Below are 26,895 nucleotides of genomic sequence, written 5' to 3'. Positions count from 1 at the left end.
ACAAAAAAGCCAACGAATGATTCATTCGTCGGCTTTTGCTTTGGCGATACGTCAAACGTGTGCCGCACCCTGCTCCCACTCAGCTCCAGGAAAACGCCGCCAGTGCCGCCTGCTGCGCACGCCACCGCTCGGCCGTATCGGCGCGCGCCGTGGCATCGCCGGTCAAGCGATACCGAATACCCGAGGTCAGCTCGGCATAGGGCACGCGTTGGGCTTCCCCCTCCACCAGAAGCAGCTCATGGCAAACCAAGGTCGACGTCGTGGCATCCGCTCGCGCGCGTTTGCTTAGCACCAGCGGCGCATGGCCCATGGAGCGCAGTCTTAGCTGAAAAAAGCAGCCCTCGAAAATAAAGTCGAGCGTGGCACGCTCCTCGCGGGCGAGATTGCCGTTGGCGCGCGCCGACGACCATAGCGCGATGCGCACGCGCACCGCGTCGATCACGACCACTTCGCCGGGCCCCAGCAACGACGTCACCGGCCAACCATCGGTGCCGGTCGTCAACAAAGACAAGGTGAACTGGGGGCCGTCGGGCTCGACTCCATCGCCGCCATCGGCCGCCACGGCGTCCATCGGGGCGCGCGGCGCCGCAGTAAGCAAGCGGTCCGCCGGATCGCCGTCGGCCATCGCGAAGCGTAAGGCAGAGGCCAAACCGTCCAAGTCGCTAACCGCGTGCCGGCTGCTGCCCGGCTTAGCGGAAGAAAACATGTTGGAGCACCCCCGCGAGGGGCGGCTGAATCGTCGACTGCAATTTACGCGGCAGATCGAGCGGTTTCATCAGCATCTTCAAGCACATATCGGCCGACAGATTGCGCCGCACCAGACGATTCACGCGGCCACTCATCGCACGATACTGCGGCGTATCGACCGCTTCGGTGTGGTGACGCTCGGCAAAGACATGGCGCAACGCGATGTCGGAATCTTCGCTCTTGATCTCGATGACACGGCGCACCAGCGCACCGAGCACCTTCCAGCGCCCGTTTTTCTCGGCCGCGTTATAGCGCTTGAAATACTGCAGAAAATGCTTGTAGTGCCGCACTTCGTCGGCGCGAATGTTCGACGTCAACTGCTTCAGGATCGGCTCGTCGGTACATTCGTTGATCGCGCGATACAGCGTGGCCGTGCCTGTCTCGACCACGCAGCGTGCCGCCATTTCCAGCGCTTTCGTCTTCTCGAACTCTTCGATCGAGCAGGTCTTCGAATACTCGTCGAAGAAGCGCGCGAACGACGCATCCCAATCGAAATCGGGCCAGACGTAAGCGATATACGCCTTCAATGCACGGCCGTGCTGAAGCTCCTCCGCTTCCCAGCTCGTGTTGAGCCAATCCTCCACCTCGCGATCGCCGGCGAAATATTCGACTAGGTTTCGGCTGTAGAGATCAGAGCCGCTTTCGATGAACGATGACGCGCACAACAGCGCGACGAGGTCCTCGTTACGGGCGACCACCTCGGGTTGGATCGACGCAAAGTCGATATCCTCGAGTCGCCACGGTAGCGGTGGAACATGTCCGGTTTGCACTTTGCTGCCTCCGAGAGCCATGTCTTGCATGTCTTTTCTCAATCCACCCGCATGGCGAGCGCGTGAATGGTTTATCAGGATGATCTTGAGACGCTGTCGGTCCGACTGACGTGCTCCACGCGTCGTCCGGTGCGGCCAGGAACCGGTGCCTTGCGACGCCGCCGCGTCGCGCGCGACGATTACGGAACTTTCATCTGTCTGCCTTCAGATCCATCTTCGCCATCATAAAGAAATTTGGACGAACGCGCGTTACACCCTATGACCTTTGGGAGATCAACGGTTCCTAATCCGGTGCGAAATTCGCGTATCCGTCGTTAAATAACCGTAAGCATTTGAAAGCATTCAGTCATATTCGACGGACTGGTAAAAATTTCACGCGCTATTGCCGCGTTTTACATTATTTTATGGCATCGCATCGACGCGGGCATCGCCGTGCTTCGCGTACGGCTATTTCCCCATCGGCGACGTTTCATCGAACTGAAGGACCGCGGCATCTAATGGCGACGCGAAAAGCATAAGGTATGCCCACCCATCCTACCCCACGTGTTGCTGCCGCACGGCGGGAGGGGCGTCCCGGTCGATCTGCCGGGCGCATGGCGTTATAATCTCCCGTTTGATTTCCTCGCCGTGCTGCCAGAGACCGCGTCCGCGATCGGATCCGCGCGCCCGCTACCGAAAATGGAAGCAGCACAGTACGTTTCACCCCTACTTTTACACGCCCCCAGGTCAACCACTGCGATCGGCGCCCCCACGATGACAACGCAAAACCACACCCTGCAGGATGCCAGCCCGGCTTCCTTGGCGCACCTGGCCGACGACACCGTCGCCGCCGCGGTCCCGCACCAGAAGAAGATCTTCATCAAGACCTACGGTTGCCAGATGAACGAGTACGACTCGGACAAAATGGCCGACGTGCTGGGCGCTGCCCAAGGTCTGGTGCAAACCCAGACGCCCGAAGACGCCGACGTCATCCTGTTCAACACCTGCTCCGTGCGCGAGAAAGCGCAGGAGAAGGTGTTTTCGGAACTCGGCCGGGTGAAGATGCTGAAGGAAAAGAATCCGAACCTGATCATCGGCGTCGGCGGCTGCGTGGCGAGCCAGGAAGGCGCGGCGATCGTCGCCCGCGCCCCTTATGTCGACGTGGTATTCGGACCGCAAACGCTGCATCGGCTGCCGAAGATGATCGACGCGCGTCGGGACACCGGGCGCTCGCAGGTGGACATCTCCTTTCCGGAAATCGAAAAATTCGATCACTTGCCGCCGGCGCGTGTCGAAGGGCCGAGTGCCTTCGTCTCGATCATGGAAGGCTGCAGCAAGTACTGCAGTTACTGCGTGGTGCCCTACACGCGCGGCGAGGAAGTATCGCGCCCGCTCGACGACGTGCTGACCGAAATCGCCGAGCTGGCGGAACAGGGCGTACGCGAAGTGACGTTGCTGGGGCAAAACGTCAACGCCTATCTGGCGCCGCTGTCCAAGGATCTGGCCCATGACGCGGACGCGGAAAAGATCGACTTCGCCGGCTTGATCGAATTGGTCGCGGATATTCCCGGCATCGAACGCATCCGTTACACGACGTCGCATCCGAAGGAATTCACGCAGCGCCTGATCGACACCTACGCAAAGGTGCCGAAACTGGTCGATCACCTGCATCTGCCGGTTCAGCACGGCTCCGACCGCGTATTGATGGCGATGAAGCGCGGCTATTCGGTGCTCGAATACAAATCGGTCATCTGCAAGCTGCGGGCGATTCGCCCGAACCTGTCGGTGTCCACGGATTTTATCGTCGGCTTCCCCGGCGAGACCGACGACGACTTCGACAAGATGATGGCCCTGGTCGAGCATATCGGCTATGACACCAGCTTCTCCTTCATCTATAGCCCCCGCCCCGGCACGCCGGCGGCGAATCTGCACGACGATACGCCGCATGAGGTGAAGCTGAAGCGCCTGATGCACCTGCAGGCGACGATCGAAGCCAATGTTCGACGCATCAGCGACAGCATGCTCGGCAGCGTGCAGCGGATTCTGGTGGAGGGTCCGTCGCGCAAGGATCCGAATGAACTGCATGGTCGCACCGAGAACAACCGCGTCGTGAATTTCCCGGCCCCGCTCGCCTCCCATGCGCGCCTGACCGGGCAAATGATCGACGTGTATATCGATCAGGCCTTCCCGCACTCGCTGCGGGGCCAGATCATCACCGCGGACGAGACGCCGCCTTTGGCCTGATCCTTTTTTTCAAGACCGCGCAGCCGGCAGGGCGGTCCCAAAACCGGGCAGACAAGCCGGCGCGGTGTAATAATGCAATCGCGGGACCGACGTCGGCCCGCGATCTCTTTATGTGGAAAGGATGGCTGTCTCGCGTTGAAAATCGCCCAAGAAGAATTCACCGCCCCGCGCGACGATAATCAGCGTCTCGCGAACCTGTGCGGACCGCTGGATGAGAACCTGCGTCAGATCGAGCAGGCCCTGGATGTCACGCTGGCACGGCGTGGCCACCGGATTGCCGTGCGAGGCAGGAATGCCAAGACGGCCGTCGCGGCGCTGGAAAACTTCTATAACCGCGCACGCGTGCCGTTATCGCTGGAAGACGTGCAGTTGGGATTGGTCGAAGCGCGCCACACCGGGATGGTGACCACCTTGCCCGCCGGCAGGACGTCCCGATCGGGACAGGCAAGCGGAGCGGCCAAGGCAGAAAACAAGACCGCGGCAAAAAGCCGGACGTCGGTGGCCGGCCGCGGCGCGGCACGCACCGGACAGACGCGCTATCCGACCGGACCGGAACTGCCGCCCACCGTCGAGTTGACCGCGCGCGATCAGATTGCCCCGGTCGCGGCGGACGCCGACCCGCACGCGTTGCCGACGCACCTCGGGCCGGATGCGATCGTGCTGCACACGCGCAAATCCGATCTGCGCGGTCGCACCCCGACGCAACATGCCTATCTGAAAGCGATCCTGTCGCACGACATCACGTTCGGCATCGGTCCGGCGGGCACCGGCAAGACCTATCTCGCCGTGGCCTGTGCGGTGGACGCGCTCGAACGCGATCAAATCAAACGAATCGTGCTGACGCGGCCGGCAGTCGAAGCCGGCGAACGGCTGGGGTTCCTGCCGGGCGATCTGACGCAGAAAGTGGACCCCTATCTGCGGCCGTTGTACGACGCGCTGTACGATTTGCTCGGCTTCGATCGCACCGCCAAGATGTTCGAGAAGCAGATGATCGAGATCGCGCCGCTTGCTTACATGCGCGGGCGGACGTTGAATCACGCCTTCATTATTCTCGACGAGGCGCAGAACACGACGCCGGAGCAGATGAAGATGTTCCTGACGCGGATCGGTTTCGGCTCGAAGGCCGTGGTGACCGGCGATACGACACAGGTCGATCTGCCGCGCGGCCATCGCAGCGGCCTGCTGGACGCGCAGGAAGTGCTGGGCAACGTACGCGGGATTGCGATGACGCGTTTCACCAGCGTCGATGTCGTACGCCATCCGCTGGTGGGACGGATCGTCGATGCCTACGAGGCGCATGCCAAGCAGGAAGAGCGCGATCACCCGGACGGACGTGGCACCTCACGACGCGGCGGCCACCACGAGTCCGGATCGCGCGGTGCGCGCCCGGATCGAAGTGCGCAACACGCGGACCGTTCGTCGGATGCCGGCGACCCCGCACCAACGACGCCCGTCGTACGCAGCGACGTGCCGTCGCCGCATTGATGGTGTGCGCCGCAACGCGACGCGCTTGACGAAAACGACGACCCCGATACCGATATGACCCTCGAAGACGCCCCCCCGGGCGCAGCCGATATCGACAAGGTGCCCCCAGCGCTGACACTGGAAGTGCAGTTTGCCGCGCCGGCTTTTGCCGCGCATCGCAAGCTGCTGAGCAAGGCGACCGTAAAGCGCTGGGTCGAAACCGCGCTTTTCGCCGATGCGATGTTGACGCTGCGCTTCGTCGATGCGGACGAAGGCAAGACGCTGAACCGCAGCTATCGCGGCAAGGACTATGCGACCAATGTGCTGACCTTCGCGTATGCCGAGTCGGAAGACGACCCGGTGACCGGCGACATCGTATTGTGCTGCCCGGTGGTCGAAAGCGAAGCGCAGCAGCAAGGCAAGCCGCTGCTGGCGCACTATGCGCACCTGATCATCCATGGTGTCCTGCATGCGCAAGGCTATGACCACGAAGACGAGGCCGAGGCCGAGGAGATGGAGGGCATCGAAACCGAACTGCTCGAAAGCCTAGGTTTCCCCGACCCTTATGCCGACGATGGAAAGGACGCCGATGAAGAAGCCGTCGCCTGAAGCGATCATCGGCGGCGCCGATCGCACCGGCCTTCCTACCGACGCCGCGGCACGCAAGGCGCTCGACAGTGGCGCGGGCGGCGAGGGCCTGGCCGGCATCTACCCCCCGCCGAACGGCGCCGTCGTCTATCTCTCGGACGCGGAACTGGACGCCTCGCGCGCGCAGGCCTTCGCCACGCATCCGGCGCCCGACGACATCTGGATCTTCGGCTATGGCTCCCTGATCTGGAATCCCGGCCTGCCGGTGATCGAGACGGTGCGGGCACAGGTCCACGGCTATCACCGCGGCCTGTTCATGTGGTCGCGGCGCAACCGCGGCACCGTCGAGCAACCAGGCCTCGTGCTCGCGATCGACCGTGGCGGTTCCTGTCCCGGCATGGCATTCCGCCTCCCCTACGACGACAGCGCCGCGCATCTGACCACGCTGTGGCAACGCGAAATGTCCCTAGGCGCCTATCGCCCCGCATGGTTGCCGTGCCGGTTGATCGACGGCCGGCGCATCCGGGCGCTCAGCTTCGTCATCAAACGTGACTCCCCCGCCTATGCCGGCACGCTGCCCGATGCGGTGCTGCGCCACGTGCTGCGCGAAGCGCGCGGCACTTATGGCACGACGCGGGAATATGTCGAGAAAACAGTGTTGGCGCTGCGCGCAGCCGGCATTCCGGACAAGCACCTGGAACAATTGCTGAGCCGCTGCGGGTCGACGACGCAATGCGCCGGCAATGACGACGAAGCGACCGACGGTGCCGAACGGACGGCGGAAGGCGTGCAGCGTCAGGCCTGATCAATATGACGCGATGATGACGTCCGGCGAAAAAACAGCCTGGGAAGCCCTAAAACCCGATGTTTTCGGCCTCGTCCTTGACCGAGACGACATGCGATTCGGCCGAGTGCGCGCTTTTCTGGCCGAACGTCGCCGATAGTGTATGCTCCCAGTCTTGAACGTCACCATTGCGTCCAGACACCCCGGCCGCCTTCGTCCGACTGCTGCTGCGCCTGCCTGCCCGCCAACGTGGGGAGCGGCATTGCGCATCACGGTGCCGAGATGTGCCGCCGACGGCGACGCTCCACCATGAACGACCCATATCCTAGTAGACGCACCCCTGACAAACCCCGTTCCCTGCTCGAACGGCTGACCGACCTGATCTCGCCGGAACCGGATTCGCGGGCCGAGCTGCTCGAAATCCTGCAGGATGCGCACGAGCGCAATCTGATCGACGCCGACTCCTTGTCGATGATCGAGGGTGTTTTCCAGGTCGCCGAAATGAGCGCACGCGACGTGATGGTGCCGCGCGCCCAGATGGATGCCATCAATATCGACGAATCGCCGGATACCTTCCTGCCATTCATGCTCGACAAGGCGCACTCGCGCTATCCGGTCTACGAAGGCAGCCGCGACAATGTCATCGGCGTGCTGCTCGCCAAGGACCTGCTCCAGTTCTACAAGGAAGAGGCCCCGGAACATCGCGAGGCGTTCAATGTCCGCGCCATGTTGCGGCCCGCCGTCTTCATCCCCGAATCCAAGCGACTGAATGTGTTACTGCACGATTTTCGCGTGAACCGTAACCACCTTGCGATCGTCGTCGACGAATACGGCGGCGTGGCCGGGCTGATCACGATCGAGGACGTGCTCGAACAGATCGTCGGCGATATCGAAGACGAATTCGACTTCGACGAGGAAGAGGACAATATCATCGCGGCACCGGACGGCCGTTACCGCGTCCGCGCGCTGACCGAAATCTCGCAGTTCAACGAGGTGTTCGGCGCGCAATACGGTGACGAGGAAGCGGATACGATCGGCGGCCTGGTGACGCATCGCTTCGGCCGGGTACCGCATCGCGGCGAAACGGTCGATATCGAAGGCTTCTCGTTCGAGATCCTGCGCGGCGACGCCCGGCAGTTGCACGTGCTGCTGGTGACGCGCTTGCCCGAGCCGTCGCAACACGATGCCGACGGTCAGGTGCACGACGACTGATGGGCCGCAAAAACCAGGATACAGGCAGCCAACCGGCGACATCCGGCGTGTCGACGCAGCGGCGTCCGAGCCGTTGGGCGCGCATACGCGGCGCGCTGGCCGGCATCGGCTGGCGCCGCAGCGTCGGTGCGCTGGCCCTCGGCGGCGTCTCGACCCTCACCTTCGCGCCGATGCCGCATGGCGGCTGGCTGCAATTGCCGCTGCTCGCCGTCCTGTTCGCCTTGCTGGCGCTGTCGCGCGATCGCCTGAGCGCCTTGGCGACCGGCTTTCTGTTCGGCCTCGGCAGCTTTGTCAGCGGGCTGTATTGGCTGTACATCAGCATGCATCACTACGGCGAAATGCCCGCGCCGATGGCCGCGGCTGCCGTCGTGTTGTTTTCCGCCTATCTCGCCGTGTATCCGGCGCTCGCCTCCGGCGCATGGTTCGTCGCGACGCCGCTCTCCAATGACCCGGCATCGGTCGGCCCATTGAATCTGGCCGCCTCGCGCAACCCGGACGCCGCGAACGAGGTATCGGACGCCGATCTCTCGGCTTTTAATATGCCGATTCGCGGCCTGCCGTGGCGTCCGCTGCGGCTGGATCGCACGCCCACCCGGCCGGTGCGCGCGCGCCGCTTCGCGCGCCTTGTCCTGTCGGCCGTCTTGTTCGGCGCGACCTGGGCGTTGGGCGAATGGCTGCGCGGCACCGTGTTCACCGGCTTTCCCTGGCTATCGATCGGCTATGCCCAGGTAGACGGCCCCTTCAACGGCCTCGCTTCCTTGCTCGGGGTCTACGGGGTTGGTTTCGTCACCGCGACCTGTGGCGCGCTGCTGGCGCAGTGCGTGGCCGGCGCGCGCCGCCATGCGAACGCGACCGGCCTGGCCTGTGGCGCCGCGGCGGTGCTGCTGGTCGCACTCGGCATCGGGGGGCGCTGGCTGCACTTTACCCATCCCGATACCGCACCGCTGACGGTGCGCTTGCTGCAGGGGAATATCGGCCAGAGCATCAAGTTTTCGCAATCGGGGCTCGATCATTCCCTGGCGCTGTATCAGCAGCTGATCACGGCGAAACCGGCGGATCTGATCGTCACACCGGAAACGGCGCTGCCGATACTGATCAACGACACCCCGGAAGCCTTCGCGCAAGCCACCCGCGCCTTTGTCGATCGCACCGGCTCGTCGATTCTGCTCGGTGCTGCCGGCGTCATCGAGCGCGATGGACATCCGTCCTATACGAATTCAACGTTCGGACTGAGCCCCGGGCAGCCCTTGCTCTATCGCTATGACAAGCATCATCTGGTGCCCTTCGGCGAATTCGTCCCGTGGGGCTTCCGCTGGTTCGTCAATCTGATGCAGATTCCGCTCGGCGATTTTGCGCGGGGCAACCCGGTGCAGCCGCCATTCGTCGTCAAGGGCGAGCGTTTCGCCGTGAATATTTGCTACGAGGATCTGTTCGGCGAGGAAATCGCCGCCAATCTGCGTGGCCAGGCGCTGCCGGCCGGCGTGCTGGTCAATTCGACGAATCTCGCCTGGTTCGGGAACACGATCGCGCTGGATCAGCATCTGCAGATTTCGCGCATGCGCGCCCTGGAAATGCAGCGCCCGGTGATCCGCGCCACCAACACCGGCACGACGGCGGCGATCGATGCAAACGGCGATGTCCAAGCGCGACTGCCGACGGAAACGGTCGGCGCGCTCGACGCCACGGTGCAGGGCATGCAAGGCGCCACGCCCTATATCCGCTTCGGTAATGTGCCCGTTCTGATCGTGTCCCTGCTCGTTTTGCTCGGCACGTTCTTCGCCGGCCGGAAACGACGCGTCTAGACGCCCACGGTCGCCGACAGACGCCCCAGGCGCCTGTCGGCCGGAATATCCCAGGCCGGGACCCGGTGAAAGAGGCTAGAATCGAGGGTTTCCGAGCCGCCTCACGCCGCTCCCGACCGCTTTTGACGTTTTTCGTTTTTCCATGCTCACTTTCCAGCAAATCATCCTGACCTTGCAGTCGTACTGGGACAAGCAAGGCTGTGCGATCCTCCAGCCCTACGACATGGAAGTTGGGGCGGGCACGTCGCACACCGCCACGTTCCTGCGCGCGATCGGTCCCGAACATTGGCGCGCCGCCTATGTGCAGCCTTCGCGTCGGCCGAAAGACGGCCGTTACGGCGAAAATCCAAACCGTCTGCAGCATTACTACCAGTTCCAGACGGTTATGAAGCCGGCGCCGGACAACATCATCGAACTGTATTTCGGTTCGCTGAAGGCGCTCGGACTCGATCTGCAACAAAACGACGTCCGACTGGTCGAAGATGACTGGGAGAACCCCACGCTCGGCGCCTGGGGACTGGGCTGGGAAGTGTGGCTGAACGGGATGGAAGTGACGCAGTTCACCTACTTCCAGCAGGTCGGTGGCATCGATTGCATGCCGGTACTCGGTGAAATCACGTACGGCATCGAGCGCCTGGCGATGTATCTGCAGAAGGTCGAGAATATCTACGACTTGGTCTGGACCGAGTGGGAAGAGAACGGCGAGCGACGCGTTCTGAAGTACGGCGACGTCTTCCACCAGAACGAAGTCGAGCAGTCGACGTACAACTTCGAACACGCGAATGCGCCGATGCTGTTCGATTTCTTCACGCAGTACGAAGCCGAAGCGAAGAAGCTGATGGAAGTGCCGTTGGCACTCCCGGCCTACGAAATGGTGTTGAAGGCCGCCCATACGTTCAATCTGCTCGATGCCCGCGGTGCCATCTCGGTGACCGAGCGTGCTGCGTATATCGGCCGCATCCGAACGTTGGCACGGTCCGTCGCGCAGGCCTATTACACGTCGCGCGAAACCCTCGGCTTCCCGATGGCGCCGCCCGAAACACGCGCGCTGATGACGCCTGCCGCGCCGCCAAAAGCGGCCTGAACCCGCGCGTCCGCCGCTGCCGACCTACGGTGACGACGCGCGGCGACGGACAACGCTGCGCGCTTCATGCCGCTGCAGCACGGATTAATGGACGGGCTTGCTCCGGTCCCGGATCGATTCTTGAATGACCATGACGCATACTGCCACGCTACTCGTTGAACTCCTGACCGAGGAACTGCCGCCGAAGGCGCTGGCCCGGCTGGGCGAAGCCTTTGCAAACGGGATTGCCACCCGTCTGGCCGCCGAGCATCTGCTCGACACCGACGCGGCCGCGCCCTCGGGCAGCGGCCCCGTCTACACCGCCTTCTCCACGCCGCGCCGGCTCGCCGTCCTGATTCCAGGCGTGCGCGCCCAGGGCGCCGAGCAACGCGTTCGGCAGAAGGTGCTCCCGGTACAGGTTGCGCTGGATGCGAATGGCCAGGCGACGGCGCCGCTGACGAAAAAGCTCGCAGCGCTGGGTTTCCCCGACATCGGCATCGACGAACTCGAACGGGCGCCGGACGGCAAGGCCGAGGCGCTGTTCCTGAACTACACGGCACCCGGCGCATTTCTGGCGGACGCCCTTCAGTCGGCGCTGACGGATACACTGGCGAAGCTGCCGGTGCCGAAAATGATGACTTATCAGCGCTACACACCGGGCAAGGTCGAAGTCGTCAATTTCGCGCGTCCGGTAAAACGCCTGACGGCCCTGCACGGCGAGGCGATCGTGCCGGTTTCGGCATTCGGTTTACCGGCCGGCCGCGCGACGCTGGGACATCGTTTCCTGTCGAGCGGCGATATCGTTCTGCCCAATGCCGACACTTATGCCGATGTCCTGGCACAGCAAGGTCGCGTGGTGGCAAATCAGACGGCGCGTCGCGAATCGATCGTGCGGCAATTGCACGACATCGCCGGTAGCGACCAGGTCGTGATGCCGGAAAGCCTGATCGACGAAGTGTCGGCGCTGGTCGAATGGCCGCGCGTCTACGCCTGCCAGTTCGATGAAGCCTTCCTGGAGGTGCCGCAGGAGTGTCTGATTCTGACGATGCAGACGAACCAGAAGTATTTCGCCTTGACGGATGCCGCCGGCAAGCTGCGGTCGCGCTTCCTGGTGGTATCGAATATCGACACGGAAACGCCGCAGGACATCATCGAGGGCAACGCTCGGGTGATTCGGCCGCGCCTGGCCGACGCGCGTTTCTTCTTCCAGCAGGACAAGAAGAAGCCGCTGGCCGATCGCGTCGCGCTGCTCGGCAATGTCGTCTATCACAACAAGCTGGGCTCGCAGTTGGCGCGTACGGAACGGATGGTGGCGATCGCCGAGTCCATCGCGCCGCGCATGGGCGCGGACCTGACCATGGCGGCCCGTGCGGCGCGCCTGGCAAAGGCCGACCTGATCACCGATATGGTCGGCGAGTTCCCGGAACTGCAAGGCACGATGGGCACCTACTATGCCCGTCACGACGGCGAAGCGGACGAGGTCGCGCTCGCGTGTTCGGAGCATTATCAGCCGCGATTCTCCGGTGATACGCTGCCGACCACGCCAACGGGCACCGTCGTGGCGCTGGCGGACAAGTTGGAAACGCTGGTCGGTATCTGGGGCATCGGCCTGGCACCCACCGGTGAAAAAGACCCGTTTGCCTTGCGTCGACACGCACTCGGCGTGCTGCGAATCCTGATCGAAAAGCAATTGCCGCTCGATCTGCTCGCCCTGCTCCGCGCCGCCTATGCGCCGTTCGCATCGATAGCCACGGTGACGGACCCGGTGGACGCGTTGTACGGCTTCTTCCTCGACCGCTTGCGACCGCTGTTGCGTGATCGCGGCTATGCGTCGAACGAAATCGAAGCAGTGTTGTCCGACGCGCCGACGCGCTTCGACGACGTGATCGCCCGTCTCGATGCGGTGCGTGCCTTCGCGGCGCTGCCGGAATCCGACGCGCTCGCGGCAGCCAACAAGCGGATCGGCAACATCTTGAAGAAATCGGAGGACGGCGCGCTCTCGAACGCATCGGCCGATGAGTCCGGTGTGCAAGTGGCACTGCTGCAAGAAGCGGCGGAAAAATCGCTGTATGACGATTTGCAGCGTGTCGCGCCGCAAGCGCGTGCGCACCGTGCGGCCGGCGAATACGCGCAGGCCTTGACGGTGCTGGCGGGTTTGCGTGGCAGCGTCGACGCCTTCTTCAATGACGTGATGGTCAACGCCGAGGACCCCGCGCTGCGGGCTAACCGGCTCGCCCTGCTGCGCGACCTGCATGCCGCGATGAACGCGGTGGCCGACATCTCGAAACTGGCCAGCTGACGCGCATCGGGCGGCGGGGCTTATCCAGGCGGAGGATCTATGGGTGCATATGGCAATCAGGACGGACAGCGCGGCGCGGCGCACGGCCGCAAGCTGGTCGTGCTCGACCGCGACGGCGTCATCAACCATGACTCCGCCGCTTTCATCAAGTCGCCGGATGAATGGCATCCGATTCCGGGCAGCCTTGAAGCCATCGCGCGGCTGAACCGCGCGGGCTATCGGGTAGTCGTCGCGACAAACCAGTCCGGCATCGGCCGCGGCCTGTTCGATACCGCCATGCTCAACGACATCCACGAAAAGATGCATCGTGCCGCGGCTGCGGCCGGAGCGCGGATCGAAGCGGTATTTTTCTGCCCGCATACGAATATGGATGCCTGCGGGTGCCGCAAGCCATTGCCGGGCATGCTGACGGAGATTGCCGAGCGGTACGACATCAACGACCCGAGCAAAGTGCCGATGGTCGGCGATGCGTTGCGCGACTTGCAAAGCGGTGCCGCGGCAGGCTTCATACCGCATCTGGTCAAGACCGGCAAGGGAGAGAAAACCTTGTCCGATGCCGACACGAAAAGCGCGACCCATGCACTGCCGCCGGGTACGCGCATCCATGACGACCTGCGGCAATTCGCGCTGGATTTTCTGGCGCATCACGTGGATTGAGGTTGGAGTCATGCGCTTGCTGCGTTCCGTATTGTTTCTGCTATATATGGTGGTGTTGACCCCGCTTTATGCAATAGCGTGTCTGTTGGTCTTCATGCTGTTGAATGCCCATCAGCGTTGGTCGATGGTCAGCGTCTGGTGCAAGTTGGTGATTGATGGCGCGCGCGTGATTTGCGGCATCCGATACCGTGTGATCGGCGCAGAAAATCTACCGGACCGACCGGTGGTCATGCTGTCGAAGCATCAGTCGGCCTGGGAAACCATTGCCATCCCCGCGTTGCTGCGCGGCCCGCAGTGTTATGTCTTCAAGCGTTCCCTGCTCTACATTCCCTTCTTCGGTTGGACACTCGGCCTGCTGAAGATGATTCATATCGATCGCAAGCAGGGGCCGCGCGCTTTCGCGTCGGTGATCCGTCAGGGCAAGGAACGCATCGCCGATGGTTCGTCGGTCGTGATGTTCCCGGAGGGCACGCGCACGCCCACCGGCGTCACCGGCGTCTATAAATCCGGCGGCAGCCGCTTTGCGATGGCCACCGGTGCCGATATCGTGCCGATCGCGCACAATGCCGGTCGCGTCTGGCCGCGTAACAAGCTGGTCAAGACGCCGGGGCTCGTCACCGTGTCGATCGGCCCGGTGATTTCGACGGCCGGCCGCAGCAACGACGAGCTCAACGCGGAAGTGGCGGCGTGGATCGAAGCCGAGATGCGGCGCATCGATGCCGCGGCCTATCCGTCCGACACGCCCTCGGCATCGGGCGTCCGTGCCACGTCGGCGACAACGTCCGCCGTCACGCCGACCGTCGATGCGACTCCTTGATCTCTTTCGCCGCGGAAACGGCACGAACGGCGGCACGACCGGTCGTGCCGGCGATGCAGGCGGACGCGAAACGCCGAGCGCAACCAAGCCACGCGGGCATGCGCCCGCCGCGGCCCAGCGACGTCAGATTCGCTTGGGTGACCGCGTCATCGACTACACGCTGAAACGCTCCGCGAGACGTACGGTGGGCTTCGTCATCGATCGCGAAGGGCTGACCGTCACGGCACCGCTGCGGCTGACTCTGAGCGTGCTCGACGAGGCCATCGCGTCGAAGCAGCACTGGATCGTCAGTAAGCTCGATAACTGGCTGGCGAAACTCGAAGCGGAGCCGTCCGGCCCGATCCAATGGCAGGACGGAATGGCCTTCCCGGTGTTCGGCGAGCCGTATCAGCTCAGGATCATCGGCATGGCGAGCGGCGCGGGTCGCGGCAGCGCCAAAGTCCTGGCGCAACCGACGATGCGGACCTTGACGATCATGTTGCGCGACCCGTCCGATCCAGCCGCGGTGCGACTGGCGCTGTTTCGATGGTTACAGGGTGAGGCCAGGCGCGTATTCGCGGCGCGGCTGGACCATTATGCCGCCCGGATGGGCGTGCGCTATGCGGCCGTCGGTCTGTCGTCGGCAAGAACGCGATGGGGCAGTTGTTCGAGCACCGGCCAGATTCGCCTGCATTGGCGCCTGGCGCATGCGCCGCTGACGCTGCTCGACTACGTCGTCGTTCATGAACTAGCGCATTTGCGCGAAATGAACCACAGCGATCGCTTCTGGGCCATCGTCGCGCGGGAAATGCCCGACTACGGCGAACGCCGCGCACGCTTGCGCGGACCGACGGCGGATTGGCTGCCGCATTGGTGATACATGGCTTGAAGTACCCGGATCGCGCGCCTTTCGATCCGCGCTCCGGGCCCCTCTCGCTATTTTCCTGCGGCACCTCGCGTTCGGCGACGGATCACTATCGCCGAAGCCGGCCCGACTACCACTGCCACTTCACGCCGCCGCTCACACCGTACGCATGGGTATGCGCTCCGATCTGCGTGCCGGCCTTCAACGTCACGGACGCGGACTTGGTCAAGGACACCGTACCGCCCAGCATCAAGCGCATCTGATCGCTATCCATCTTCGTCCCCTCGATGCGATAACCAAACGCGGGTGCTTCGACCAAGGCGGCAGTCAAGGCGTTCGCTTGCGCGCCAAAGCGATGTACCCAGCCGGCGTCGGCTTGCCATGACGTCGCGCTGTGGCCCAACGTGATGCCCGAATGCGCGTAGCGAACACCGAGCAACGTCGACATGGCAGTGGTATGGGTGCCGTTATAGCGCAGATCCATCACACTGCTCCCCGCGCTGGTCGATTCGGCGAAACCCTGTTGCTGGTAACGGCCGCCGCTCACGCCCGCATAGGGCTGCACGGTACCGAACGCGGTCGGCACGGTCATTCCCGCTTCCAGGTACAACGCTTCACCGGTCGTGTCGAAGGAACCACGCGTACGCCCCGTCAACGATCCGACCGTCGGATTACGCGTGAGCGTGTTCTCCCACCAACCCACGCTTGCAACGCCCTTGATGAAGAATGGCGTCGCCGACGGCGTGTACACGCCGTAAAGCATCAGCTGCGCGCCGTCCTGACGCGCATTACTGCTGCGATCGCCATAGCTGACCGTGTCATCGTTCGCACTGATACCGGCCCCTGCGCGCAGGTTTTCCGAGACTTGGCGGTCATGCCCGAATGACAAGGCGAACGTCCGATCGATATAGCTTCCCGTCCCGCTGGTGTCGCTGCCCCCGGCCCGCGTGCTGTCATGGCTGAAGCTTGCCCACGCATCACGCGACGTCGGCACCGCGCCGCTGTCACCGCTACGCTGCGCGGCCGGCGCGACCAGAGACAGGCGATCCGACACGGCGTACTGCGCACTGTTCATCCGGCGTTCGGCCATCTGCGTGAAAGCCAGTGCTTCGTCACCGGAGAGCGACGTCAACGCGGCTCGCGCCTGATCGTTTGTCATCGGCAGCAACTGCAGCGCGATCGGATCGAGACGGTTGCTGCGATAAGCCAGCGTCAACGCGTTACCGAACGCCGCCTGATTCGTGCGTACCGCCGGACGCGCAAAATCGGCGACTTCCTTCAGCGTGTACGAGATCGTCCCACCCGAATAACTCACGATCGGATCGAGATAGGCGAGGTTGTACGTCACGGTACCGAACGTCCCCGTCTCCGTTCCGGTATAGGTCAGCACCGTATAGGTGAGGCCGGCGGTATAGACGCCCGACAGCGCGGTAATGGCAAGCGTGGCACCGCTTCCGAGCGTCACATTGCCCAACACCTGGGTGACGCCACTCTGGCTTTGCGCATTACTCGACACGGCATAGGTCGAGCCGGACGCCAGCGTCAGATCGCCTTGCACCGTCAAACCGCTGCCGATCGTATTCGCCACGAGCGTGCTACCGCTGTTCATCGTCAAAGCCGAATCGACGACGCCGGTCCCGGTAATGGTTGCACCGTTCGCCGTCGTGATCGCATCGGCCGTGCCATAGACGATGAGCGTTCCGGAGCCCACGATGCTGTCGGTCGCATAGCCCCCTGCTTGAATCGTCTGCGTCGCATTGGCCTGCAATGTCGTAGCGCTGGCATAGCCGCCGGACGACACGATCTGCGCGCCGCCATCGAGCAAGGTCGTCACGGCCGAGCCGGCCGAATCGACCGTTTGTACCCCGCCACTGTGCACCGTGGTACCGCTCGCATAACCGCCGAACGCGACTTCCTGGACGCCGCCGCTATTGACCGTGGTGCCGTAGGCATAGCCTTCGATCACGCCGTCGACATACTCGAGGCCGCCACTGTTGACGATCGTCGCATACGATGTACCACCGCCTAGCACCGACAAGGTCCCGCCGCTATTGACGACAGTGCCGGTCGCCACGCCACCGGACGAGGCGATGACGCTGCCGCCGCTCGACACTTGCGATCCCGAGACGACGCCGGTCCCGCTCACCGTCTGCGTACCGTTGACCGTCGCACTGGTGCTGACGCCGCCGTCCGCCACCGTTTGCGTCCCACCCGCGCTGACGGCCGTGTTGATCGTGCCGCCCGAGCTGACAGTCTGTGTTCCGCCGCTGCTCACCGCGGTACCGCTCGCGGTGCCACCCGTCAGCACCGCTTGGGTACCGCCCGATTCGACGGTGATGTCCGTGACGATCGATCCGTCGGTGATCGTCTGCAGGCCCCCGCTTTGCACATGAACTTCCGATGCCGTACCACCAGACGCGACGTTTTGCGTGCCGCCATTGCCCACCGTGGTGGCCGACGCCACACCGTTGCTCAGCACATTCTGTATGCCGCCGCTTGCCACGGTCGTATTGCTCACCACACCACCGGCTGAGACGTTCTGCGTCGCGCCGGCGTTCACCATCGTACTGGTGGCAACGCCCCCGGACGTGATCGTTTGCGTCGCGCCAGTCAATGTCGTCGAGGTGACGGAACCGCCTGCACCGATGATCTGGTTGCCGCCGGTCAGTGTCGTCAACGTCGCCGTGCCACCCGAGGAGACGATCTGCGTGCCGCCGGCGACCGTGGTTCCCGATACCGCACCACCGCTGACAGTCTGAGTGCCGCCGCTGCTGACGACGGCGTTCGTCGCGGATCCCGCCACCGTTTGCAAACCGCCCGCCGTGATGGTCGTGGCATCGGCGCTTGCCCCGCTCGCCACGATTTGCGAACCCCCGCCGACCGTCACGCCGTTTGCCTGTCCGCCGCTCATGACGGACTGCACGCCCGTCCCCGAGATGACGGTGCCCGATACCACCGCGCCGTCGTCGACATACTGCGTTCCGGCAGTCACGGACCCCGAAATGGCACTTGCACCGTCATAGAGGTGCTGCGACCCACCGGCGATCAGCATGCCGCTCGTCACGCCGTAGACGTCTTGCAAACCGCCACTTTGCACGGTGCCGTTATAAGAGGATGCACCGGACGACACGACTTCCTGTCCAGCGGACGCGATGACCGTGCCGGAGGCAGTCGCGCCGTCCTCCAGGCTCTGCACGCCACCGGAGGAAACGACCGAGCCGGAAGCCAGGCCGCCGCTGGCAACGGTTTGAACGCCGCCCGCGCGGATCGTCGTTCCGGACGCCTTTCCGCCGCTGCCGATATTCGCCGTGCCACCCGATAGCACCGCTTGTACGGCAGTGCCGCCGGACACTGTCAACAGCCCGCCCGACAGCACGGTGGTCGACGATGCAGAGCCACTGATCACTGTCTGCTCGGCACCGGCATTCACCGTGGTACCGACCGATTGACCGCCGTTGATCGACATCGTCGCGCCCTCCAGCAGCGCGGTCCCCGACGCCGTCCCCGCATTCACGGTGACCGCGCCGCCGCTGGAGACAGTCGTGCCGATCGTCGTGCCGCCGTTTTGCACTTGCTGGCCGCCGTCTTCGATGACCGCACCGATGGCCGAGCCTGCGGTAATCGTCTGCCTACCATCGGCATTCACCGTCGTGCCCGACGCGATACCGCCGGCAACGGTCTGCACGCCGCCCGCATTGACCGTGGTATTCGTGGCCGTGCCGCCATTCAGTGCCTGCGAACCGCCGTCCAGCACGGTCGCAATCGACGAACCATAGTTGAGCGTCTGCGTGCCGCCACTGCTGACCGTCGTCGCGCTGGCGACACCGCCGTTGACCGATTGCGTGCCACCGCTGCTGACCGTGGTGCCGTGCGCCGTTGCGCTGCTGGCCACCGTTTCAGTGCCGCCGGAGCGAACGATCGTTGCAGTCGATTGGCCGCCCGACAGCACCGACAGCGCGCCACCGTTTTCCAGGATCAGGTTGGTTGCCGATACGCCGGCGATCGACATTGCCTGCCCGTCGGCATTCGTCCCCGTCATCGTCGCCGAGGTGTTCGTGATCAAGGCCCCGCCGCTGCTGACGACCAGCGTGGTTGCCGTGCCGCCGGCCGCCAAATTGAGCATGCCGCCGCTATCGACGGTGGTCGAGCTAGCCGACCCTGCCGATGCGACCGTTTGCGTACCGTGGGCCGATACGGTCGTCGACGTCGCGCGACCGCCGCTGCCGACGCTTTGCTGTCCGCCGTTGACCGTCGTATTCGTCGCGGCGCCATACACATACTGGGATCCCGACGTCAGGGTCGTGCCAGACGCCGTTCCCATTGCGGAAATGTATTGCGAGCCACCGGTGATCGTGGTCGCCGTCGCGGTGCCACTGACATACTGCGTGCCCCCGGCGACGAGTGTGCCGGACGCGGTCCCAACCGTCACGTCGGACCCGCCGGAGACGACAGTATCGTACTCGGCACCGAAGTTGGACGTGACGCCGCCGCTTATCGTCGTTGCGTGCGTGACGCCACCAACGGCCACCGTCACCGTGCCGCCGTTTCGTACGATCGTGTTGCTGGTGACGCCACCACTATTGACGATCAGCGAACCACTGTTTTCGATAACGACATTGGTCGCAACGTTACCGCTGATAGCGAAGTCCGTATCGTCCGAGACATTGTGTCCTGCCAATGTCGCCGAGGTATTGGTAATCAGCGCGCCGCCATCGGCCCGCGTCACCTCCAGCGCTGTCGCCCCACCGGACACGTACAAGCGTCCGCCCGAGTTGAGCGCCACCGCCGAAGCCGAACCGCCGGCGGCGATCGTGGCCGAACCGGTGCCATTGATCGTTGTCGATGTCGCACTGCCGCCGCTGTTCACCAGCATCGTCGAAGAAGACGCGATCGTCGTCGACGTCGCCGTGCCGCCGCTCGACACGGTCAGCGAGCCGTAGTACTCCAGTTCGAGACCGGACGCGGCATTCGATGCAATTGAAAAATCCGTCCCGTCGGCGGTGTTGGTGCCGTCGAGCGTGGCCGACGTATTCGTGACGATCGATCCGTTGTTGTCTCGCGATATCATTGTCGCGCTACCGCCAGCGGCCACGGTCAGGCGACCGTAGGCCTGCACTGTCGTGTTGCTGGCCGCGCCACCGCTCTCGACCGTTTGGTAGCCGCCGGAACCGACTGTCGTATCGAACGACGAGGTCGCCCCGACGGTATCGAGATAGCCACCGTTTTCGAGGACGACATTGCTGGCCGAGCCGGCGCTGATCGAAAACGTTCCGTTGCGATTCGTGCCACTGATGACCGTGTTGTAGGTCGTGGTCTGCAACGCGCCGCCGCTCCGTTGATCGACGTCGTTGGCGGTGCCCCCGGAGCCGACCACCAGGGTGCCACCACTCAGCACGCTGGTTTCGTTCGCCGAGCCGCCGCTCAGGACGGTCAGTCGACCCGCTGCATCGACGACGACATTCGTCGCGGTATTGTTGCTGATCGAGAAACTGCCGCTAGCCGTACTCGACCCGTTCACACTTGTCGACGTGTCCGTCACCAATGCCCCGCCGGCCAACTGATCGACGTTCGTTGCCGAGCCGCCTGACGACACTTCCAGCGTTCCCGAACGACCGATGGTCGTCGCATCTGCCGAGCCGCCGTTGAGCACCGTCAGATAGCCGCCGTTCTCGACGAGTACATTGCTCGCATGATTGCCCGAGATCGTGAACGTTCCATTGACCGAGCTGCCATTGACCGTCGCCGACGTATTGGTGATCAGCGCGCCGCCACTGCTCTGATTGACGTTGTTTGCAACACCTCCTGAACTGACATACAGCCGCCCACCGCTACTCACCGCGGTGTCCTGGGCCGTGCCGCCCGCTGCGACCGTCTGGCTTCCGGCATTGCCGATCGTGGTGCCGGTGGCATGACCGCCAGCCAGAACCGACTGGCTACCGTATTGGACGGTCGTGCTGTTCGCCACGCCACCGCTCGATACGGTTTGATTTGCGAAATAGCCGTTGACGGTGGTGCTGTTCGCCACACCACCACTGGATACGACCTGCGTCCCCGACGTGCCGTAGACAGTCGTTCCGCTGGTGACGCCACCGGCGAAAACCGTCTGCGTCGCGGACGAATACACCGAGTAGTTGTTTGCGGTGCCGTACACCAACTGCGGATTGCCATTGGATACCGAACCGCCGGAGGACGTCTGTCCCGCCGCGACCGTATCCGCATAGGCGTGCTCGGGCGCAAAGAACACGCTGATCAGTCCGGCGCCCGCCAGCATCGCGTAGGTCAGCCCGGCAAGGCGTTGCGGCCGCCGGCCGAAGGTGTGGACACAATACCTGCGGCGATACGAAAGGGGCTTCATATTAAGGAATGCTTATCAGTGTTGCTTGTCGAATTTTCTCGATGGGGCGCATGGGCGCCCCATCGAGTCATTTATTGCGGCTGTGCGACGAAGATGGGGATGCGGGAGATGGTGGATTTCACCTGCTGCGGCGTGATAAGCCGCGTGCATTCGAACTGGCGCGGTGTATTCGCATGACGCGGACACCAGAGAAAGTCCTTATGGTCGAACCGCACATGCGGATCGTTCCAACAGCTATTGCAGGTGTGATAATTGATCACACGATGCGGCGTCGCGAATTCGTTCGATGGATGGGTAAATCCACTGATCATCACGACCGGCGTCTGCATCGCCCAGGCAAGCCACGTCAGTCCACTGGACAGGCCGATAAAGAAATCGGCGTGCTTCAGCCAGCGTGCGCGCTCCATCAGCGGTCTGTCGCCGGTTTCGTCCTCGCATCCGTGCGGGATATGGTTCCAAACCAGACCGTGGCCATGCGTCGGCTTTTGATCGATGCAAATGACGCGATAGCCATTCGACTTCAAGAACGCAATGACTTCACGCCAGCCGCTCGGGTGGTTCCAATACTTCGACTGCGTGGAACTCTGCGTCGCGATACAGACGTATTTTTCCGCGATCGGCCGAGTCTCGTCCGCAAGCGATACCTGCGGCCGCGACTCCTCTGGATCGACGCCCAGAATATAGCCGGCCGTGCGGTGCAGCCCTACCAGGCGAAAGTCGCACGGCTGATGAATGTTCGCGCTGTCATCGAAGAACAGCCCGATACGGTAGGTCGCGTAATACGAGGACGCGTCGATCTTGTCCGGCGTGATGAATTGGATATGCGGATAACAAGCGGCGAACAAGGGACTGATAAGCTCGGACATCGAACACGTCAGCTCGCAGCCGTGTTGCGCCTGAAACTTCGCCGCATAGGGGAACCAACCCACCAGGTCGCCGAGCGTTCCCACCGGAAACTGAATGAGGACGCGCTTTCCTTTTGGATCGAAATCGTGATGGAAGACCGGATTTCCGCCCGAAGAGACGTCGATCGAGAATGGCACGTAGTACTTCTTGCTGCTCGCAATGCTGCCGGCGCTCAGGCGTGTCTCAAAAAGCGTGTTGTCGGTTTCCCTATCGCGCAACGTGACGTGCCAATCCCCCTGAGGCAAAACCACACGGCAGCCGTCGTTGAAATCGAAGCGGATATTGGCCGCCCCTTGCTGGGTCGGCACCGCCGGCGCTTCGACAAAAGCTTTCTTTTCCGACGGAATAAGCGCTGCGACGGGTGCGGTGGACGCGAGCGCAATGGGCGCTTCCGTCGACCGCGGCAGGCCGATATGTGTCGCATCGGCGTGTGCTTGCGTCTGCGCCGCGCTGGCCGCAGCGTCGAAAAGCGATGAAACGGCGGACCTCACGGCAGGCGATGTCGATGCATCCGCTACACGCGGTGCCGATGCAGGCTCGTTGCGCTGCTCAGGCGATTGGCTGGCGCCAGCGAAACGCGCGTCGACGCCTCCCTCCAAGCCAGCGTCAGTCTTTGCTGCAACGTCTGCCAAATCACGGTACTGCTTAGTCATACTATCTACTCACACGCAATGATGTCATGCATTCCGCCCGGCTTTCAGGTAAAGCGCGAGCAGTTTGAAACAGCAGAAATTCTGACGTCGATCGATCGCGGCGGAGGGCGCCGCGATCAAATGTAACAATGTGCTACATCTCAATGCGAAGCGAGTGTAATACATAAGTAATACGTTGAAAGTAAATTCTGGTGCCTGTGCAGGAAAGCGACACAGCATTTTCCCGATGCGTCCGATTTCGATTGGACACTTAAAACAAGTGTTTAAATCAATCCGGCATGCGTTTGGGCCGATCGAATCCTAGTGGCAAGCAGCCAAATTCGCCTCCGCTATCGCCTCGCGCACGCGCTCGGCAGCACCAGAGTCTTTCTTTACATTACGCCTGAAGCAGGCGCGAACCCGGGGTTTCTACCGCCTGCGGGCGGGAGGCGGCCCGTATTGGTAAAATGCTGCCCTTGCAGCTACAACATCTATCCCCGAGAACATTATGAGAATCCTGCACACGATGCTGCGCGTCGGCGACCTGCCTCGCTCGATCGACTTCTACACCAACGTGCTCGGCATGAAGCTGCTGCGCCAGCATGAATACCCGGAAGGCAAGTTCACGCTGGCGTTCGTCGGCTACCGGGACGAATCCGAAGAGTCGGCTATTGAGCTGACCTATAACTGGGGCACCGAGAAGTACGAACTCGGCACCGCCTACGGCCATATCGCGCTGGAAGTGGAAAACGCCGCGCAAGCCTGCGACGATGTGCGCGCACGTGGCGGCAAGGTTTCCCGTGAAGCCGGTCCGATGAAGCACGGCACCACGGTCATCGCCTTCGTCGAAGATCCGGACGGCTATAAAATCGAATTGATTCAGAAGAAGGTCGGCGGTCAAAGCGCGAAAGACTGAGCGTCACGCGCGCATCGTCCATCTCCCCCACCGCACCTCCTCGGCGCGCCGACGATATAAGCAAGAGCACGGCGCGCCGACGCACCACCCTCTCCCGCTTCGCCACGTCCCCAGGATTGTTGAAGGTTGATGCGGCGCCTCACGCTAGCATCGAAAATCCACCGTTCAAGGCAAGCACGCACAGGTCCGGGGTTTGGGCTTACCCCCGCCTCGCCGGTGCGCCATAGCCGGGCCCGTCTCTGACGCGCCTGTTGTGTCGGCGCATGCCGTGCTCGCGGAAAACGGTCGGTAGGCCGCTGTGGCAGCGCCAGCAATGGCGACAGGTTCGATTCCTGATCGGCCACCTTATCGGTGTAGCGCATTGGGTAGCGCGGCGTTCATGCGTGTGTAACGGGTTCGATTCCCGTACCGATAAATGCAGGTCGACGTTGACCTCCGGTCGCAAGACCTCCTCGCCGAAAGTGGGCAGTACGCGGCCCATCAGCGGTGTCGGCCCGTGCCTTGAAACCGTCCGGTGCTCGCCCGCGGCAAGCCGAGGTGTCTTTTAGCGAAAGCGAAACACCGACGCGCGCCGGGATGCCCCACACCATGACCTTCGAGGCCCGCCGCCACTGCTGTAACGGCACTTTCTTTTTACGAATTGCCCAATCCGGGCAACACACCGAAGTCATCTGGAGCGCATGGCCGTGACGATCAAGCGTGTTGTCGTAAAGAAAAGCGAACGCGGCATTTTGCTGCGCAACGGCGACTTCGCTGGCGTGCTGCAGCCTGGCAAGCATTGGCTTGTCAGCGCGGTTGATCGCCTTCACGCCGAGATCTTCGGCTTGGCACAAACGGCATTCACCCACGAAGCGAGTGCTTATCTGATGGCGCACGAACCCGACGTTCTCGCCGCCGAGTTCGTGCAGGTGGATCTGGGCGAGACGCAGGTTGGTCTGCGCAGCGAGAACGGCGTGCTGATCGAGGTGCTGGCGCCCGGCACGCGTCGCCTGTATTGGAAAGGATTGATCGATGTGAAGATCGAGGTGATCGATATCGATGAAACCGCCGTATTGCCGCCGACGCTGGTGACCCGTCTGATCCAGACGCAAATGCGCGAGCGCGGCGTGATCGGCCTCGACGGCGTGCTCTCGCTGCAGGTGCCGGAATCCAGTGTCGGCATCCTGATCATCGACGGCAAGGTCCAGCCGTTACTACAGCCCGGCGCGCATGCCTACTGGAAATTCAATCGTCATATCGCGATCGAGCTGATCGATTTGCGTATGCAGGTGCTCGACGTCTCAGGTCAGGAGATTTTGACAAAAGACAAAGTCGGCTTGCGCTTGAACCTGTCGGCCACCTGGCGCTATACCGATGTCCTCAAAGCCTTCATGCAGCTGCAAAAGCCCGCCGAACATTTGTATCGCGCGCTGCAATTCGGCTTGCGCGCAGCGGTCGGCACGCGCACGCTCGACGAGTTGCTGGAAAACAAATCGGCAATCGATGACAGTGTGATGGCCCACGTGACCGAGCACCTGTCGGACCATGGCATGGCGCTGGACAGTGCCGGCGTGAAGGACATCGTCCTGCCCGGCGACATGAAGGTGATCCTGGCGCAGGTGGTGCAAGCGGAAAAGGCGGCGCAAGCCAATGTCATTCGTCGACGAGAGGAAACGGCGGCGACGCGATCGCTGCTCAATACCGCCAAGGTGATGGAGGACAATCCCGTGGCGTTGCGGATGAAAGAGCTGGAGACACTGGAGCGCGTGGCGGAGCGCATCGACAAGATCACCGTGTTCGGTGGCTTGGATCAGGTGTTGAACGGGCTGGTGACGTTGCGACAACCGGCGTGATGCGCGTCCCCTTTTCTTACTGCACGATACCTGCCGTCGCGATCAAGGCGATCGCGTCAGGACAGCCATGATGCAAGCATCGAAGCCGCGCTTATGCGCGCGCCGCTTGAACCCGCTGCGCGACATCCACATACTCGCTGACCGGCACGTCTTCGGCACGGCGCGACAGGTCGAAGCCGATCGCATCGAAATCGATTTGATCGCGATAGACGCTCAAGGTGTTGCGCAACATCTTGCGCCGCTGCGAGAAAGCCGCCGTCACGACCGACGAGAACACGCCCTGATCGACGTCGGGCAAATCCACCACCCGATGCGGCAACATCCGCACGATGGCCGAATTGACCTTGGGCGGCGGATCGAACGAGCCCGGCGGCACGTCCATCAACTTCTCCATCGCGTAGCGATATTGCAGCATCACGCTCAGACGGCTGTACGCCTTGCTGCCGGGCTCCGCGACCATCCGTTCGACCACTTCGTCTTGCAACATGAAGTGCTGGTCGATCACGCGATCGGCCACCCGCATCAGATGGAACAGCAAGGGACTGGATATGTTGTACGGCAGGTTGCCGACCACGCGCAGCGACGGCACCGCCTCGAGCGCTGCTGTGGCGTCGGCACCGCCGCGATGCGCCAGGCTGGCAAAGTCGAAGTTAAGCGCATCGCCTTCATGCACCGTCAACCGCGTGCCGAAGGTCGAATGCAGACGCTTGATCAGATCGCGATCCAACTCGACGACGTGCAGTGGCTCATAGCGAGCAGCCTCAGCCTCGCCGCCCGCGCGCTTTGCCGCCTCCAGCGTCTCCAACAGCGGCGTCGTCAACGCGCCCAGGCCCGGGCCGATTTCGACGATCGTTTCGCCGGCACGCGGTGCGATGCATCGGACGATGCCGTCGATGACCCCCTTGTCGACCAGGAAATTCTGTCCAAAACGCTTCCGCGCAATATGCCCCTGAACCGGGCTGCGATTCGATCCACTCATGATTT

At 62.9% G+C, this 26,895-nt stretch carries 17 protein-coding genes and 1 pseudogene; 13 read left to right on the top strand and 5 right to left on the bottom strand.

The window, feature by feature from the left end:
- Positions 1 to 79: 79 nt before the first annotated feature.
- Positions 80 to 706 (bottom strand): hypothetical protein, encoded by a 627-nt coding sequence (locus tag ABEG21_RS04445; protein WP_347556055.1) that lies wholly within the window; start codon positions 704 to 706, stop codon positions 80 to 82.
- Positions 690 to 1,538 (bottom strand): ferritin-like domain-containing protein, encoded by an 849-nt coding sequence (locus ABEG21_RS04440; RefSeq protein ID WP_347556622.1) that lies wholly within the window; start codon positions 1,536 to 1,538, stop codon positions 690 to 692. The genes ABEG21_RS04445 and ABEG21_RS04440 overlap by 17 nt, the downstream gene beginning before the upstream one ends.
- A gap of 858 nt (positions 1,539 to 2,396) precedes the next feature.
- Here ABEG21_RS04440 and miaB point away from each other — a divergent pair.
- From miaB to ABEG21_RS04385, 11 genes and pseudogenes are all read left to right on the top strand, one after another.
- The gene (miaB, locus tag ABEG21_RS04435) at positions 2,397 to 3,740 is read left to right on the top strand and encodes a tRNA (N6-isopentenyl adenosine(37)-C2)-methylthiotransferase MiaB (protein ID WP_347556621.1); all 1,344 of its coding nucleotides are present in this window, start codon (positions 2,397 to 2,399) and stop codon (positions 3,738 to 3,740) included.
- 135 nt (positions 3,741 to 3,875) lie between these two features.
- Positions 3,876 to 5,054, top strand: a pseudogene (locus tag ABEG21_RS04430) (PhoH family protein); the annotation flags it as partial.
- A gap of 225 nt (positions 5,055 to 5,279) precedes the next feature.
- Positions 5,280 to 5,813, top strand: a complete 534-nt coding sequence (ybeY, locus tag ABEG21_RS04425) for an rRNA maturation RNase YbeY (protein WP_347556054.1) — start codon at positions 5,280 to 5,282, stop codon at positions 5,811 to 5,813.
- Complete coding sequence (locus ABEG21_RS04420) at positions 5,794 to 6,597, top strand: gamma-glutamylcyclotransferase (protein ID WP_347556053.1); 804 nt, start codon at positions 5,794 to 5,796, stop codon at positions 6,595 to 6,597. Before ybeY ends, ABEG21_RS04420 begins: the two co-directional genes overlap by 20 nt.
- Before the next feature lie 288 nt (positions 6,598 to 6,885).
- Positions 6,886 to 7,788, top strand: coding sequence for a transporter associated domain-containing protein (locus ABEG21_RS04415; RefSeq protein ID WP_347556052.1), 903 nt, complete (start codon positions 6,886 to 6,888; stop codon positions 7,786 to 7,788).
- Positions 7,788 to 9,590 carry an apolipoprotein N-acyltransferase gene (gene lnt / locus ABEG21_RS04410; RefSeq protein WP_347556051.1) on the top strand — a complete coding sequence of 601 codons (1,803 nt, stop codon included), beginning with the start codon at positions 7,788 to 7,790 and terminating at the stop codon, positions 9,588 to 9,590. The genes ABEG21_RS04415 and lnt overlap by 1 nt, the downstream gene beginning before the upstream one ends.
- 142 nt (positions 9,591 to 9,732) lie before the next feature.
- Positions 9,733 to 10,674 carry a glycine--tRNA ligase subunit alpha gene (gene glyQ, locus ABEG21_RS04405; protein ID WP_347556050.1) on the top strand — a complete coding sequence of 314 codons (942 nt, stop codon included), beginning with the start codon at positions 9,733 to 9,735 and terminating at the stop codon, positions 10,672 to 10,674.
- 124 nt (positions 10,675 to 10,798) lie between these two features.
- The gene (gene glyS, locus ABEG21_RS04400; protein ID WP_347556049.1) at positions 10,799 to 12,952 is read left to right on the top strand and encodes a glycine--tRNA ligase subunit beta; all 2,154 of its coding nucleotides are present in this window, start codon (positions 10,799 to 10,801) and stop codon (positions 12,950 to 12,952) included.
- A gap of 39 nt (positions 12,953 to 12,991) precedes the next feature.
- Positions 12,992 to 13,609, top strand: coding sequence for a D-glycero-beta-D-manno-heptose 1,7-bisphosphate 7-phosphatase (gmhB, locus tag ABEG21_RS04395; RefSeq protein WP_347556048.1), 618 nt, complete (start codon positions 12,992 to 12,994; stop codon positions 13,607 to 13,609).
- 10 nt (positions 13,610 to 13,619) lie between these two features.
- A complete protein-coding gene (locus ABEG21_RS04390; protein ID WP_347556047.1) occupies positions 13,620 to 14,426 on the top strand; it encodes a lysophospholipid acyltransferase family protein in 807 nt (268 codons plus the stop codon).
- Positions 14,413 to 15,282: a SprT family zinc-dependent metalloprotease gene (locus tag ABEG21_RS04385; RefSeq protein WP_347556046.1), complete on the top strand. Its 870-nt coding sequence runs from the start codon at positions 14,413 to 14,415 to the stop codon at positions 15,280 to 15,282. Before ABEG21_RS04390 ends, ABEG21_RS04385 begins: the two co-directional genes overlap by 14 nt.
- A gap of 118 nt (positions 15,283 to 15,400) precedes the next feature.
- On the opposite strand, the gene ABEG21_RS04380 is transcribed toward ABEG21_RS04385, so the two are convergent.
- Together ABEG21_RS04380 and ABEG21_RS04375 are read right to left on the bottom strand one after the other, a co-directional pair.
- On the bottom strand, positions 15,401 to 21,625 hold the full coding sequence (locus tag ABEG21_RS04380) for an AIDA repeat-containing protein (protein ID WP_347556045.1): 6,225 nt from the start codon (positions 21,623 to 21,625) through the stop codon (positions 15,401 to 15,403).
- 71 nt (positions 21,626 to 21,696) lie between these two features.
- On the bottom strand, positions 21,697 to 23,184 hold the full coding sequence (locus ABEG21_RS04375; RefSeq protein ID WP_347556044.1) for an autotransporter strand-loop-strand O-heptosyltransferase: 1,488 nt from the start codon (positions 23,182 to 23,184) through the stop codon (positions 21,697 to 21,699).
- 487 nt (positions 23,185 to 23,671) lie between these two features.
- On the opposite strand from ABEG21_RS04375, the gene gloA reads away from it, so the two are divergent.
- Entirely contained in the window at positions 23,672 to 24,079 is a 408-nt protein-coding gene (gene gloA, locus ABEG21_RS04370) for a lactoylglutathione lyase (protein WP_347556043.1), read from the top strand.
- A gap of 686 nt (positions 24,080 to 24,765) precedes the next feature.
- Positions 24,766 to 25,911, top strand: coding sequence for a slipin family protein (locus ABEG21_RS04365; protein ID WP_347556042.1), 1,146 nt, complete (start codon positions 24,766 to 24,768; stop codon positions 25,909 to 25,911).
- Between the two features lie 91 nt (positions 25,912 to 26,002).
- On the opposite strand, the gene rsmA is transcribed toward ABEG21_RS04365, so the two are convergent.
- Positions 26,003 to 26,890, bottom strand: a complete 888-nt coding sequence (gene rsmA / locus ABEG21_RS04360) for a 16S rRNA (adenine(1518)-N(6)/adenine(1519)-N(6))-dimethyltransferase RsmA (protein ID WP_347556041.1) — start codon at positions 26,888 to 26,890, stop codon at positions 26,003 to 26,005.
- Positions 26,891 to 26,895: the final 5 nt, after the last annotated feature.

It is taken from the genome of Robbsia sp. KACC 23696, from assembly GCF_039852015.1.
Taxonomy (GTDB): domain Bacteria; phylum Pseudomonadota; class Gammaproteobacteria; order Burkholderiales; family Burkholderiaceae; genus Robbsia.
The sequence above is the reverse complement of the archived record's forward strand: the minus strand, read 5'-3'. Positions and strand labels throughout refer to the sequence as shown.